Source organism: Pseudomonas atacamensis, from assembly GCF_017167965.1.
Classification (GTDB): Bacteria; Pseudomonadota; Gammaproteobacteria; order Pseudomonadales; family Pseudomonadaceae; genus Aquipseudomonas; species Aquipseudomonas atacamensis.
In genome coordinates, this window is record NZ_CP070503.1 from 2,979,508 (window position 1) to 2,993,967 (window position 14,460).

Sequence of the window (14,460 nt, forward strand, 5' to 3'; positions counted from 1 at the left end):
GGATTTCGCAGGGTAAACGAACGTCGCAGATGAGGGGAGGGGCGAGGGCGTGGAAAGTACCGTTGAATAAGGTGGGCACGCCAGGTGCCCACCTTATCTGTCTGGAAACGCCTAAGGTATCAAGCGCATCTCCCGCAGCCTGTTGAACACGTCGAAAAATGCCTGATCACTCGCTTGGTAGGCAGTGAAGCCCATCAGGCGGCTTTTCGACATATCCGTGACCACTTCGATGGGCCGACCGAGGTCGGCATCGGTATGCCATGGGGAAATCAGGCGACCGATATCGGATTCTTTCAAACCGTGCTCGGCGACTATTTGCGTCCATACGGCTTGATCGTCAGCCATCTGCTTCTCCAGAGGAGAGGGTGATGCGGGATAGTCAGCAGCAGGCAGGTCGAAGTATTCGGCAATTCGGCTCCACATCCATTTCCAGCGGAATACATCGCCATTGGTGATATTGAATGCCTGATTTGCCGCAGCCGGCGTGGTGGCCGCCCACAGTTGCTGTTTCGCCAACTGCCGCGCATCGGTCATGTCGGTGAGGCTGTCCCACTGCACCCTGGATCCGGGAAACACAAAAGGGCGATTGGTGTGTTTGCAAATCGAGGCATACACGGCGAGGGTGGTTGCCATGTTCATCGCATTGCCCACGGCCACCCCGGTGACGGTATGCGGGCGATGCACGCTCCAGGTGAAACCGTCCTTTTCCGCAGCGGCGAAGAGTTCGTCTTCCTGAGCGTAATAGAAATTCTCGACATCAAGACGACCCTGTTCTTCGCGAAACGGTGTCTGCGGCAGGCTGCCTTTACCATAGGCTTCGAACGGGCCGAGGTAGTGTTTCAGGCCGGTAACCAGTGCTACGTGTTTGACGCTTTTCGCTGGGCGAATGGCGGCGAGGACGTTGCGTACCATGGCCGCATTGACGCGAATGTTCTCGGCCTCCGTGGCTTGCCGCGACCATGTGGTAATGAACACATGCGTGGGTTTCACATCCCTCAGCGCCTGTTCCAGAGAAGCAGGATCCTGAAGGTCTGCCGCGACAGGGATCACGCCGTGCGCTTGCGATGGATGCCTCGACAGCGCGGCGACCTGCCACTGGTTGTCGATGAGTAACTGAGTGATGGCGCTACCGACAATGCCGCTGGCGCCCACGACTAGAGCTGTCTGGGTCATAGGTTTCTCCTGGATTTGAGTTTGGGAGTCCGTCTGAGCAACAGAGGTTCAACCTGAAAATCCGTTAGAGTGCGCGCTACTCCCCGTTAAAGCCTGTGAGAAAAATGACTCGTCCGCTGTTTGTCGCTCTGGATGGCCCCAAAGGCGTCGGCAAAACCTCGCTGTTGGAGGCCATCACTGAAGTCCTGAGGGCAGACAACCAGAAAGTCATCCGACTGTGCGAGAAAAAAAGCGACCCTTTCAGGGTCGAGACAATGCATCTGGTGAATCGACTCGTCCGACATCCCGACCGGAATCTGGAGCTGGAAGTTTGCCAACGCCTGGCTGACAGCCGCCGCTGGATTTCCCAGCACGTGCTGACCAAACAACCCGCCGACAGCATCATCCTCATCGATCGCTGGTACCCGTCCGATGCGGCGTTTCGCCGGATAGTCCCTTTCGCTGAAATCCTGCAGTTGAACATTGACCGCAACGTACAGGTGCCAGACCTGCATGTCGGGGTGGTTACAGCGGCGGAGATTTCGTGGGCGAGGGCAGGGGCACGCCGGCGTGGCTTGAGCAGCACTGTGCTTCGCGGTCTGGAGGAGCATGTCGCTTGTACTGAGGCGTTTGAGCTGGCCGCTGCCGATCAGGGTTGGTTTTTGTGTCGGAATGAGGGGACGATCGAGGAGGCGACGGGGCGGGTGGTAGGGGAGATTAATCGGGTGGTGAACCGCCTGCGTGGTCACAGCATCGGTCCATCACGCTGAGCGGCGAGGACTTGAGCAAACATCGCGGCATTTGACGACTGAGCACACGAGTTCCAGGGATTACGTTCAGGTTCACAAGCGGCAATGTTTTCGATCTTCACAATGGTTCAGCACTCGTGGACAATCCGCGCTCTGTTCCGGGGTAGTTCAGCGGTAGAACACTCGGCTCTTAACCGGGTGGGCGCTGGTTCGAATCCAGCCCCCGGACCCACAACATCGCAGGCGCGGAAGGACTCATGCTCAGGGACGATAGGGAATCGAATGCGAACGCCGGCATAGGTGCCGGCTATGCAGCCTTTCAACTGTCTCGAGCACTCGCTGCACCGGGCCTCGACAATAACGGACAGACGAGCAAGCGCATCGAGCGCTGGCGCAATGTAATCGAGCACATATTGCAGGGATCCGCGTCGTATGGCTCACGAACTCCATTCGCGGATGTGCCTGAGTGGATCACGCTGGAAGTCGTCACGGGAGGTTTCGCCACTGGGCAGTTCATGGCCGGCGGTGCACTGACCGAGTACGAGCGACAGCTGGCTGCTTCGATTCCAGGTATCCGTCCTGGCTTCGAGCGACTCGATCTCAATACTTGGCACCTTACGGAGGAGGGGATCGAGGTACTGCAAGCGAAGCTGGCGAGCGGGGATTATCGAATCGAGGTGCCCGAAGAAGCTGCACTGCTGACCGTGGCCTGGTTGCTGGGGCAGCAACGTACAGAGAACGCATGGGATCTGGTTGAAGCAATAGCGCCTTTCTTTCAACAGCTGCGATTCTTTCCGATGGCTTCTGACGGTTTGCCGCTTTCAACAGCTCAAGTGCAGGTTTTTACTGTCGGGGATGTCAGAGCCGTGCTTTCAAATCGCCCGGCACAGGCGCGCGTGGCAGTGCAGAAGCATGTCGTTGAAACTCGGTTACCGCTTTACGATTCGGCGGTGTCGCTTTTCCTTTTAACGTATCAGGATGATTGGCCTTGTCGCCGGTATCCCGAGGGCTGGTTTGAGCAGGCGAATACCCTGAAGCAGCAGTTCGATGCTTCTTGCCCCAGCGCTTCAGGTGAAGCTGAAAGCTCAAGGGATCGGGCAGGGGAGTTGTTTGCACTGCTGGGGAATTGCGCTAGCGATGCGGCGTCGCTTACGGGACGGCAAGTCGGACGAATTCGCAGGATCGTCGACGATTTCGTACGCAAGCATGGTCATCCCGAATCCGAATCTCATCAGAAGCACAGAGACTCTCAACGCAGTCACGTGTCCGCACCCGGTCACCATCTACTTGCTAAAGCGGTTGCCGCACGTCTGAGCAGGTATCCCGGTTCGGACGGAGTTTCCGACTTTTCATCTCTGCTGCAACCCGTTACCTGCGAAGAAGCGAGCACATATTCGCTATTAACAGGTAGCGGCATTCCTCCTGATATTTGTCGACGCGTCGAGCGGTGTCGAAAGGGCACAATTGCCGAGTTGATCGATAAGGAATTGATTACATCCGGGGATACTGTGGCGCGGCTGCTGCCAGCGATTACGGCTGAGATCTGCAGCGCAGGATTTCGCGATACGTCGCTGCGGATGCTCTCTGTCGCAACCTATCGCGCCTTTCGACAACGCCGATCATTGTTGCTGTTGGATCTGCAAAGTCAGGTCAGGATGAATGAATTGCCGTGGGTGGCGGCTGTTGAAGACCAGCGAGAAACGGACGCGGTGGTCGCTGAAGCAGCGAAACAGTTCCTGATCGAATCCGCAGCAATGACTCTTTGCGCTTTTCCTCAAGCGATCCTGCCCAACAAACTCATTCAGGAATTTGCTGCGCTTGGTGCGATGGCCAAGCTGGATCTGCCTTTTGTGGAAGAGGTCGCCTCGGACATTTTCATGGGCACTTTCTCGAACAAGTACATAAGATCTGCCAGGCAGGCGGCATCTTTGACAGGTGGCACGCTATACGCCAATTACTACGACATTGATGCAAGCCAATTGGCGATGCTTCCTGATCAACCGAAATCCAGGCGGAAAAGGTTCTCCAGACCTGACGCTAGTTCCAGGGACGCATTGGCCAGATTGTGCGCTCAGAGGGCTGATGAGCGCTTGGGTACATGGCGGCCGGCGATTAACGGGAAAATCATCGAGCAACAACAGATCCTGACGACGCAAAACCTTGCGCTCTTATTTGGTGAGCTTGGGTTGAAAACGCTGTTGAAGGATCGCTTGGCTTCGATGGCCGAGGAATGCTTCAGATGGATATGCATACGCCAGCAGATGAAGTTGCGGTTTTATCACTCCAGCTTGGTGATGATCAAAAATACGGCGTACGCGTGGCGGCAGATGGTGTTTTATCTAGCGATGCTCGATGAGACAGAAAGGCGATACGCGATTGAACGTATCGAAGCGCATTTCGCGATTCAGCCTAGTGGATTTCTTGAAAGGTTCCTGCCGGCGATTAGAGGGTTGCGAGTAGCGGCTTCTGGCGCACCGTTGACCGAGGCTCGCCAAGCAAGCGAAGGTGCTCAGGTTTTTATCGGATGGACTACCGAGAGACATTGGTTGTTGAAGCTGCAAACGAATGGCGTTGCTTAGACTGAGAGGTTGGGAGTGGTGGATCTGATATCTAAAGCCTGAGGCCATTCGCATCCATCATTTAACATAATATACATTACACGTAACAAAGTATTACAAGGTTAGCGTGGTCGCCCAGGAGATTTGAATCTGCGGTGGCCGCTTCAAGACCAGCTTTCCCTACAAACTGCATTCTTCCCAATCTACAGCCCTCATCCATCATCATGCGTCAGCTTTTCAATCAGCGCACCATGCTGCGGAAACTGTGCCGTGAGTTTTGCGCGATTACCGATTTCCATGTCTGCGAAATCAAACCCAGGCGAAACCGCTTCGCTGATCAAGCCAAAGCCATTTGAGCCTTCCAGTAATCGAGAGGCTTTCCATATTCCACCCGGAACGTGCAACTGCAGTTGCTGACCAGCCAAAACATCGCTGCCCATCACCAGGGTTTGCAATGAGCCGTCGGCGTGAATCAGGTTGTATTCGATGGCGTCGCCCAACTGAAAATAATGCAGGATGTCGGACTGGTTGAAATGAAACTGGCCCGCCGGCGATTGCTCAGTGAGCAGATAGTAGATCGAGGTCAGCAGATATCGCGGGCCTTGCTGCGTTTCGAGGCAGTCACGGTGATCGGCTTGATAGGTTCTGCGGTAATACCCGCCCTCGACATGAGGCTGTAGATTCAGCGCAGTAATCACATCAGTTGCGTTCGGCTTGCGCTGAATCATGACCTTCTCCATAACAGGTACTATTTTTTGTTAGCTCAACTAAACGGTCATTTAGTGTAGTTAACGTATTTTCGAAGACAATCGACGCACTTACCCTGCTCCATTAGAAGTCTATCGTCGCCGACAGCAGATACGTTCGCGGCGTCGAAAGCGTCAATCCCGGCTCACTATCATCCGAAGCACCCGCCGAGCTCCAATAGCGTTTATCCAGCACGTTTTCGACATTGGCGCGCAAGGTGATCGTCTTCTCGTCCAGCTTGAAAGCATAGCGTGTGCCTACATCGAGCCGCTCCCAGGAGTCGATTTCCTTGTCGTTCGCCTGATCCAGATACTGCGAACTCGAATAGATTCCACGGCTGGTCAGTGTCAAACCCTGCACAGTCGGCACGTCCCACTCCGCGCCGAGGTTGACGTTGTATTTCGGTGTCGCCGGTGCGCGGTTGCCGTCGAATGTGCCGTTGGTGGTGTGGGTCAGTTCGCTGTCGATGTACATCACACCGCCGAGAAATCGGAACCCCTTGAGCGGTTCGCCAAACATGCTCAGTTCTACGCCGTTGTTCTCACGCTTGCCGTTCGGGCCGAAGACTCGTGTGGTCGCATTGGTTTCGTACGCAGGCTGTTTGATGCGGAACACCGCTGCCGTCAGCGCGTATGAGCCCGCGTCGTACTTTGCGCCGACTTCAATCTGGCGGCTGATGAATGGCGGGAAGATTTCGTCTTCGTTGATAGATGTCGATGGCGCGATCTTGCCTTGGCTCAGACCTTCCATGTAGTTGGCGTACAGCGAAAGTTTGTCCGTCGCCTTGAACAGAATCCCGCCCGATGGCGAGACTTTTTCCTCATCGTAAGCCGTGTCGCCCTTGATGCCGTCGCTCCAGTCATCGACTTTGACTCGCTGCCAGCGCGCCCCCAAAGTCAGCAACAGACGATCGTCGAAGAAGCCGAGCGTGTCGGACAGCGCCACGCCGCTGAAGCGATTTTCGGTGTAGACCTTGGCGTCATTGCGGGTCGGCGTGCCGGGTCTGGCGATTTCCACCGGATCGTAGAGATTGCTGCGCCCGGCCGCGTAACGGGCGCCGCCGTTTTCGAAGTCCATATAAAAGTAGTTGGCCGCCAGGTTCACTTCATGGCTGACCGGCCCGGTCTGGAACCAGTTGCGCACCCCAGCGGTAGCGGTACGAACGTTTTCGTCGCGGGTGAAATCTCGCGGCTGGACGCTGAAATCACCGGCATCGTTGGTCACCGAAACGGCATGGCGCAAGAAGTCATGATTGCTTTTGCGTGCGCCGACGCCGCCATACAGCATGACCGAGTCGCTGACATCGAACTCGCCGTTGACCGTGCCGAAAGTGTCTTTAGTGCGCGCCCGGCTCCAGGGTTGCGCATAGTTATCGCGCACATCATTGGCGTTTGGCACTTTGGCATTGGCGGCGACTTGCACGCGTTCCTGCGGTGCGTCGGTGTCGCGTTCGGTGTGGCCGATATCAGTGGAAAGTCGCAAGCGTTCACCACGAAAGTCCATACCGAGCACCGCCATGTCGCGATCGACGCTCTGGTGATCCCATTCCGTATCTCCGGACTGTTTGACCCCGTTGAAGCGCAGACCGAATTGGTTTTCGTCACCAAAACGCCGTCCGACATCCACCGCGCCGCCGACTTGGTTGTTCGATGCGTAATTGGCTGTCAGCGAGGTGATCGGCTTGTCGGTCGCGCGCTTCGGCACGACGTTGATCCCCCCTCCTACACTGCCCCGTGGCGAAATCCCGTTGATCAATTGGCTCGGGCCTTTGAGGATGTCGACGCGATCGGCCATTTCCATGTCGATGGTGTAAGTCGGCAACACACCGTAGAGGCCGTTGTAGGCAACATCACTGTTGAACAGGCTGAAACCACGGATGGTGAATTGCTCGTAGCGTCCACCGGCCGGGTTGGTTGCGCGTACCGAAGGGTCGCTGCCGATCAAGTCGCCGAGGGTGCGCGCCTGTTGGTTTTTCACTGTTTCGCTGGTGTAGGTGGTCATGCTGAACGGGGTTTCCATGAAATCCCTGGAGCCCAACAGCCCTTGCGAACCACGACGGGCGACCTGACCGCCGGCGAATACATCGGCATCCGCTGAACCGCTCGCGCCGAGAATGGATGTCGGCGCAAGTTGCAAGGTGCTGCCTTGCGCTGCGGGCACCAGCGTATAAGCCTGATCACCGACCGGTTGCAGCTGCAAACCGGAGCCCAGCAACAGCCGGCTGAACCCCTCCTCCACACCGAACTCGCCGGACAATCCACTGCTGTTGCGGCCGCTGACCAGCGCCGGATCCACCGAAAGATTGACCCCAGCGAGACCGGCGAACCGCGTCAGCGCGGCACTCAGGCTACCGGCCGGCACCTGATAACTGCGGCGACTGCCGTCGTCGGCCCAGCTCGATTGGATCAACACGGGGCTGGCACTCAGGCTCAGCAAAAGGCTCAACTGCAACAACGGACGCAAACGACCTGGAAATACTGCGGGCATTGGAAGAAGCTCTCGATTTTGTTCACTTGCCTAGAATGACCAGCGAGGCGAAAAAAAGGGACAGGCTTCAGCCGGTTTTTTCTGCGCGCGGTACCAGCGACACCCAAAATCGCGTTCGCGTGTGCACGTCGACGGGCAAACTGGCTGCCAGCAGTGCCAGCACTTGATCGGTATCGTCGAGGCGGAAACTGCCGGTGATGCGCAGCGATTCCAGCGCCGGATCCCAGCGCAGCACGCCCGAGCGGTAGCGACTCAGCTCGCGAAGGAAATCACCCAGCGGCTGGTTTTGCGCCATCAGCACACCGTCGCGCCAACCGGGCATCAACGCATCGAATGCCGTCACTGCCCCCGCGCCCGAAGCTTGCAGGCTGACTTGCTGGCCCTGCTGCAATACCAGCGCCGGGCCGTGCAGCGGCTGCAATTGCACCGAGCCGCGCAGCACGCAGACCTGGCAATCGCGCGCATTGAGGCGCACCGAGATGTCGCTGTGATTGACGATCATCCGCCCATAAGGCGCGTTGACGATAAAGGCTGAATCGCCCGCCACGTTGAGCGCCATCTCGCCACGAATCAGTGTCAGGTGACGTGCAGGCAGATCGACATTCACCGCGCTGTCGGTGTTGAGTTGCAATGAAGAATCCTGGGCCAACTGCACTTTGCGTCGCTCGCCAGTGCTGGTGTGCAAATCGGCACGCCAGACCTCCAGCGGCAGCTCCCGACTGATCAACCACGCCGCCGGCACCAGCGCCGCTACGCCCAGGGCACGCTTGAGTGCCGCGCGCCGCGCCGAATCCGGCCGATCCAGCGTGGCCATGGCCAGTGTCGGCGGCAAACCTGCGAAACGCTGGCGAAGCTGCTGGATTTTCTGCCAAGCGTTCTCGTGGCGACTGTCACTGGCGCGCCAATGCTGCAATCGTGCGTGATCTGCATCACTGGCGCCGCCGGATTCGAGCAAGGCCAGCCATTGCGCTGCGGCCCGCGCTACTTCCCGTGTTTCCTCGCTGGGGGCAACGCGCATCACAGCTCCACCAGCAAGCAATGCTCGTACGCCTGGGCCATGTAGCGTTTCACCGTGCGCTCGGAAACCTGCAAGCGTTCGGCAATCTCGCGGTAGCCAAGGCCCTCGAGTTGACTCCAAAGAAATGCCCGGCGCACGGGGCGCGGCAAGCCATCGAGCAATTCATCCAGCGCCTGCAAGGTTTCCAGCAGCAACCAGCGCTGTTCCGGCGACGGTGCGCACGCTTCCGGCAATTGCGCCAAGGCGTCGAGGTAGGCTTTTTCCAGATGGCGCCGCGTGTAGAAATTGCTCAGCAGGCGTTTGCCGACGGTGAGCAAATACGCGCGCGGCTCGCGCAACTCGGCCACTGGCGGCGCGTTGCACAGGACGCGCAGAAAGGTGTCCTGGCTGAGGTCCGCCGCATCCCACGCATTGCCCATGCGCCGGCGCAGCCAGGTTTCCAGCCAGCCGCGGTGCTCGCGATACAACTGCTGCAGGCTCTGCTCCGACGGTGACGTAGCTTCAATCATCTCAAGAGACCCTGCGCGAAGGTAGATTCAAATGAGACTGATTCTATTTAACTTCTCGAAGGACACAAAGCCTTTTTCTGCTCAGCGCTTGAGCGTTTCGCTCGGCAGCTCCTTGAACAGCGCGCGGTAACTGCTGGAAAACCGCCCCAGATGCCAGAACGACCAGCGCATCGCCACTTCCGCAACGGTGGTTTCCGTGGGCCTGCGCTTGAGCAATTCACGGTGCGCACTGTTCAGCCGCCTCAGCCGTAACCAGTGGCTCGGGGTCATCCCGGTGTAGGCCTTGAATGCCTGTTGCAACTGGCGCAGCGGCACGCCGGCAACGTGAGAAAGTTCGAGCAGATTAACCGTGTCTTCCGGCGAATCAGCCGCCCACTCCCCTACTCTTTTGATGATCTGGCGTTCGTTGTTGCGCCGCTGCAATCCGCTGCGATCAAGGCTGGTGTGAGCGTTATCAAGGATAAACAGGCAGTCCTCAAGCAACTGTTGAGTCAGACGATCTTTATCAAGTGGATCAGCAGCTTGCGACAACTTCGTGAGAATCGAGCTTAACCAGCCGCTGAACAAAGCGTTCTGGCCGCAGTTCAGCGGCGCCATGAACAAACCCTCGAGCTTTGCCACTTGCAAACCATGCTCGCGGACGAAATCCGGACCGAACACCACAGCGATTTCCCGGTAGTTCTCCGGGGTGATCCAGATGTTGCGGCTCTCTTCGTTGAGCAGGTACAGCGCGTTGTCGCTGCGATCGAAACAGAACGCCAGAGCACCGGATGGCGCACTGAAATTCTGCTCGACCCGGGTGTTCATCTGTTCTTCGTAAACCTCGACGCCCTGCAGATCGAGATAGCGAATCTGCCCGGCGAAATGTCCCGGCGACATCTGCTGGTAATGCTGGACCCAGCCCGGTGTAGCGCGGATTTGCTCGGCCACGTCGGCGGTGTTGAACGCTTGTACCTGAAGCGGATTGCACGTTGTCATGGGGTGACCTTGCGCACTCTTTTGGTGCGCTTTGGTGCTGCTGAAAGTGGATAGATGGAATCGCAAGCCGCGCCCAAGATAGTCGCCAACGCGCCACAGGGGAAGGGGCGGAAGATGAAACCCGCCCTCCCCGGCGTCTACAAAACCAATAACGAGGTCTTTATGAACGCCCCTTTCGATCAGCTGTTCACCTGGCTGAAAGATCACAAGATTACCGAAGTCGAATGCGTGGTCAGCGACCTGACCGGCATCGCCCGCGGCAAGATTGCACCGACCAACAAGTTCCTGCATGAGCGCGGCATGCGCCTGCCGGAGAGCGTGCTGCTGCAAACGGTAACCGGGGATTTTGTCGACGACGACATCTACTACGACCTGCTCGACCCGGCCGACATCGACATGGTCTGCAAGCCGGTTTCCGACGCCGTGTACGTCATTCCGTGGGCCATCGAGCCGACCGCCATCGTCATCCACGACACCTTCGACAAGTTTGGCAATCCGATCGAACTGTCGCCGCGCAACGTGCTGAAAAAAGTTCTGCAGCTCTACACCGACAAGGGCTGGAAGCCGATTGTCGCGCCGGAAATGGAGTTCTACCTGACCCAGCGCTGTGAAGATCCGGACCTGCCGCTCAAGGCACCACTGGGTCGTTCGGGCCGTGCGGAAAGCGGGCGCCAGTCGTTCTCGATCGATGCCGCCAACGAATTCGATCCGCTGTTCGAAGACGTCTACGACTGGTGCGAACTGCAAGGCCTGGATCTCGACACGCTGATCCACGAAGACGGCCCGGCGCAGATGGAAATCAACTTCCGCCACGGCGATGCGCTGGATCTGGCTGACCAGATCACCGTGTTCAAACGCACCCTGCGCGAAGCAGCGCTCAAGCACAATGTCACTGCGACGTTCATGGCCAAACCGATCGGCGACGAGCCCGGCAGCGCCATGCACTTGCACCAGAGTGTGGTCGAGATCGCGACGGGTCAGCCGATCTTTGCCGATGCCGAGGGCAACATGAGCGAACTGTTCCGGCATCACATCGGTGGCCTGCAGAAGTACATCCCGAAAGTGCTGCCGATGTTCGCGCCGAACGTCAATTCGTTCCGCCGCTTCCTGCCGGACACCTCGGCACCGGTCAACGTCGAATGGGGCGAGGAGAACCGCACCGTCGGCCTTCGTGTGCCGACATCGGGGCCGGAATCGATGCGCGTGGAGAACCGCTTGCCCGGCGCCGACGCCAACCCGTATCTGGCGATTGCCGCAAGCCTGCTGTGCGGCTACATCGGCATGGTCGAGAAGATCGAGCCGAGCGCGGCGGTCGAAGGCCGGGCCTACGAACGGCGAAATCTGCGCCTGCCCATCACCATCGAAGAAGCCCTGACGCAGATGGAAGAGTGCCCGAAGGTCGCCGAGTACCTGGGCAGCAAGTTCGTCCGCGGTTATGTCGCGGTCAAACGCGCCGAGCATGAAAACTTCAAGCGCGTGATCAGCTCCTGGGAGCGGGAGTTCCTGCTGCTCAGCGTCTGACCCCGCGCCCGTCCCTGTGGGAGCGAGCCTGCTCGCGAAGACGGCCGCACAGTCGATCGTTCCCACGCTCCCGCGTGGGAATGCATCCCGGGACGCTCTGCGTCCCATCCAAAGCCGAACGCGGAGCGTCCGTTGCGGCATTCCCACGCAGAGCGTGGGAACGATCATTACAAGAAGAGGTGTCGATATGCGTCTATTGAAATCCGTACTCCCGGTCGCACTGAGCGTGCTGTTCAGTGCCGTAGCCCACGCCGAGCCCCAGGTCAGTGTCTACAATTGGACCGACTACATCGGCGAAACCACCCTCGCCGACTTCCAGAGCAAGACCGGGATCAAGGTGATCTACGACGTCTTCGACTCCAACGAAACCCTTGAAGGCAAACTCCTCGCCGGTCGCACCGGATACGACGTGGTGGTGCCGTCCAACCATTTCCTCGCCCGTCAGGTAAAGGCCGGCGCGTTTATGAAGCTCGACCGTTCACAGTTACCAAACTGGAAGAACCTGGACCCAAAACTGCTTGAATTGCTAGAGAAAAATGATCCAGGCAATGAGCACTCGGTTCCCTATTTATGGGGCACCAACGGCATCGGTTATAACGTCGATAAGGTCAAGCAAGTGCTCGGCATCGACCACATCGATTCCTGGGCCGTGCTGTTCGAACCCGAGAATCTGAAGAAGCTCAGCCAGTGCGGCGTGTCGATGATGGATTCCGCCGACGAAGTCTTCCCGGCCATCCTCAACTACATGGGCATGGACCCGCGCAGTGAAAACCCTGAAGACTACAAAAAGGCCGAAGCCAAGCTCCTGAGCATCCGCCCGTACATCACCTATTTCCATTCCTCCAAGTACGTGTCGGACCTGGCCAATGGCGACATCTGCGTCGCGTTCGGTTACTCCGGCGATGTGTTCCAGGCGGCCAACCGCGCCAAGGAAGCCAAGAACGGCGTGAATATCGCTTACGCCATCCCCAAGGAAGGCGCCAACCTGTGGTTCGATCTGCTGGCGATTCCGGCCGACGCGAGCAACGCCAAAGAGGCGCACGCCTTCATCAATTACCTGCTCGATCCGCAGGTGATCGCCAAGGTCAGCGCCACCGTCGGCTACGCCAACCCGAATCCGGCGGCCAAGCCGTTCATGGATGAGGAACTGGTCAACAATCCTGAGGTTTACCCGCCGCAGTCGGTGCTCGAAAAACTCTACATTTCCTCGACCCCACCCCAGGCGATCATGCGTCTGATGACCCGGTCGTGGAGCAAAGTGAAGTCGAACAAATGAATCAGCACAGCGCACAACACACCGGCTCTTATTACGCCGCTTCTGCGCGGGCGAGCACGCCCTACCCTGCGCTGGATGGTGATTTGCTTGCCGACGTCTGCGTAATCGGTGGCGGCTTCACTGGCGTCAATACCGCGATTGAGCTGGCGCAGCGCGGTTTGTCGGTGGTGTTGCTCGAGGCGCGACGTATCGGCTGGGGCGCCAGCGGGCGCAATGGCGGTCAGCTGATTCGCGGTATCGGCCATGAAGTCGAGGGGTTCGCTCGCTACCTTGGCCAGGACGGCGTGCGCTATCTGCAGCGCGCCGGCATTGATTCGGTGGAGCTGGTGCGCCAGCGCATCACTGAAAACGCCATCGCCTGTGATCTGCGCTGGGGCTTTTGCGAACTGGCCAACACCGCCGCGCAATTCGCCGCGTTCAAGCAGGAACAGGCCAGTCTCGCCGAACTCGAGTATGCCCACGAAACCAGGCTGGTCGGCCCGCAGCAGATCCGTGAGCAAGTGGTCGACGCCGGAGTGTACGCCGGCGGATTGATCGACATGGGTTCGGGCCATTTGCATCCGCTGGATCTGGTCCAGGGCGAAGCGCGTCTCGCGGCAGCGCTGGGCATGCGTATCTTTGAGCAGAGTCCGGTGCTGGAAATCTTCCATGGCCCGACCGTCGAGGTGCGCTGCGCCACGGGTTCAGTGCGCGCCGGCAGCCTGGTGCTTGGTTGCAACGCGCATCTGGATGACCTCGAGCCGAAACTCAGCGGCAAAGTGCTGCCCGCTGGCAGTTACATCATTGCCACCGAGCCGTTGGACGAAAGCCGCGCCGCCCAGTTGATTCCGCAGAACCTGGCGCTGTGCGATCAAAAAGTCGGGCTGGACTATTACCGACTCTCGTCTGATCGACGGTTGCTGTTTGGCGGCGCTTGTCATTATTCCGGGCGCGATCCGGCGGACATCGCCGCCTATATGCGCCCGAAAATGCTCAAGGTGTTCCCGCAACTGGCCGATGTGCACATCGACTACCAATGGGGCGGCAAGATCGGCATTACCGCCAATCGCTTCCCCCAGGTTGGCCGACTCAAACAGCACCCGAACGTGTTTTACGCGCAGGGTTATTCCGGCCATGGCCTCAACGTCACCCATTGGTGCGCGAAACTGTTGGGCGAAGCCATTCATGCCGGGCACAGCCAGGGCATGGACGTGTTCAGCGGCGTGCCGCACATGACCTTCCCCGGTGGCCCGGCCTTGCGTTCGCCGCTGCTGGCGCTGGGCATGTTCTGGTATCGCCTGCGCGAAATGCTCGGCTGAGCCCGCCAAGATTCTGGCCCCTGTAGGAGCTGCCGAAGGCTGCGATCTTGGGACGCAGAGCGTCCCGGGCTGCATTCCCACGCAGAGCATGGGAACGATCAGGTCGCAGCCTTCGGCAACTCCTTGCACCGCAATCGCGTCCCACGCCAGCTATACACATTTGCTCT

11 protein-coding genes and 1 tRNA gene are annotated in these 14,460 nt (G+C 58.6%); 6 read left to right on the forward strand and 6 right to left on the reverse strand.

Annotated elements, in window-relative coordinates; translation table 11 throughout:
• Positions 1-111: 111 nt before the first annotated feature.
• Positions 112-1,173 carry an SDR family oxidoreductase gene (locus JWU58_RS13555; protein WP_123442478.1) on the reverse strand — a complete coding sequence of 354 codons (1,062 nt, stop codon included), beginning with the start codon at positions 1,171-1,173 and terminating at the stop codon, positions 112-114.
• Positions 1,174-1,277: 104 nt separating this feature from the next.
• Here JWU58_RS13555 and JWU58_RS13560 point away from each other — a divergent pair, with 104 nt between their 5' ends.
• The 3 genes from JWU58_RS13560 (at position 1,278) to JWU58_RS13570 (ending at position 4,480) form a co-directional block, all read left to right on the forward strand.
• The gene (locus JWU58_RS13560; protein WP_123442479.1) at positions 1,278-1,922 is read left to right on the forward strand and encodes a dTMP kinase; all 645 of its coding nucleotides are present in this window, start codon (positions 1,278-1,280) and stop codon (positions 1,920-1,922) included.
• Positions 1,923-2,058: 136 nt separating this feature from the next.
• Positions 2,059-2,133: transfer RNA gene (locus JWU58_RS13565), tRNA-Lys, on the forward strand.
• A 25-nt stretch (positions 2,134-2,158) separates the two neighbouring features.
• Positions 2,159-4,480 carry a hypothetical protein gene (locus JWU58_RS13570; protein WP_123442480.1) on the forward strand — a complete coding sequence of 774 codons (2,322 nt, stop codon included), beginning with the start codon at positions 2,159-2,161 and terminating at the stop codon, positions 4,478-4,480.
• Between the two features lie 191 nt (positions 4,481-4,671).
• Here the strand turns inward: JWU58_RS13570 and JWU58_RS13575 are convergent, their stop codons facing one another.
• The 5 genes from JWU58_RS13575 to JWU58_RS13595 form a co-directional block, all read right to left on the reverse strand.
• Complete coding sequence (locus JWU58_RS13575) at positions 4,672-5,187, reverse strand: cupin domain-containing protein (protein WP_016774734.1); 516 nt, start codon at positions 5,185-5,187, stop codon at positions 4,672-4,674.
• A gap of 103 nt (positions 5,188-5,290) precedes the next feature.
• The gene (locus JWU58_RS13580) at positions 5,291-7,693 is read right to left on the reverse strand and encodes a TonB-dependent receptor (RefSeq protein WP_206420278.1); all 2,403 of its coding nucleotides are present in this window, start codon (positions 7,691-7,693) and stop codon (positions 5,291-5,293) included.
• Between the two features lie 67 nt (positions 7,694-7,760).
• Complete coding sequence (locus tag JWU58_RS13585) at positions 7,761-8,711, reverse strand: FecR domain-containing protein (protein WP_206420279.1); 951 nt, start codon at positions 8,709-8,711, stop codon at positions 7,761-7,763.
• Positions 8,711-9,220, reverse strand: coding sequence for a sigma-70 family RNA polymerase sigma factor (locus JWU58_RS13590; protein WP_206420280.1), 510 nt, complete (start codon positions 9,218-9,220; stop codon positions 8,711-8,713). The genes JWU58_RS13585 and JWU58_RS13590 overlap by 1 nt, the downstream gene beginning before the upstream one ends.
• A gap of 81 nt (positions 9,221-9,301) precedes the next feature.
• Positions 9,302-10,198 (reverse strand): helix-turn-helix domain-containing protein, encoded by an 897-nt coding sequence (locus JWU58_RS13595; RefSeq protein ID WP_122507352.1) that lies wholly within the window; start codon positions 10,196-10,198, stop codon positions 9,302-9,304.
• Positions 10,199-10,360: 162 nt separating this feature from the next.
• Between JWU58_RS13595 and JWU58_RS13600 the strand changes: the two genes are divergently transcribed.
• The 3 genes from JWU58_RS13600 (at position 10,361) to JWU58_RS13610 (ending at position 14,293) form a co-directional block, all read left to right on the forward strand.
• Positions 10,361-11,719: a glutamine synthetase family protein gene (locus JWU58_RS13600; protein WP_016774729.1), complete on the forward strand. Its 1,359-nt coding sequence runs from the start codon at positions 10,361-10,363 to the stop codon at positions 11,717-11,719.
• Between the two features lie 187 nt (positions 11,720-11,906).
• Entirely contained in the window at positions 11,907-12,995 is a 1,089-nt protein-coding gene (locus JWU58_RS13605; protein ID WP_122610639.1) for a polyamine ABC transporter substrate-binding protein, read from the forward strand.
• Positions 12,992-14,293 (forward strand): NAD(P)/FAD-dependent oxidoreductase, encoded by a 1,302-nt coding sequence (locus JWU58_RS13610; RefSeq protein ID WP_206420281.1) that lies wholly within the window; start codon positions 12,992-12,994, stop codon positions 14,291-14,293. The genes JWU58_RS13605 and JWU58_RS13610 overlap by 4 nt, the downstream gene beginning before the upstream one ends.
• Positions 14,294-14,460: the final 167 nt, after the last annotated feature.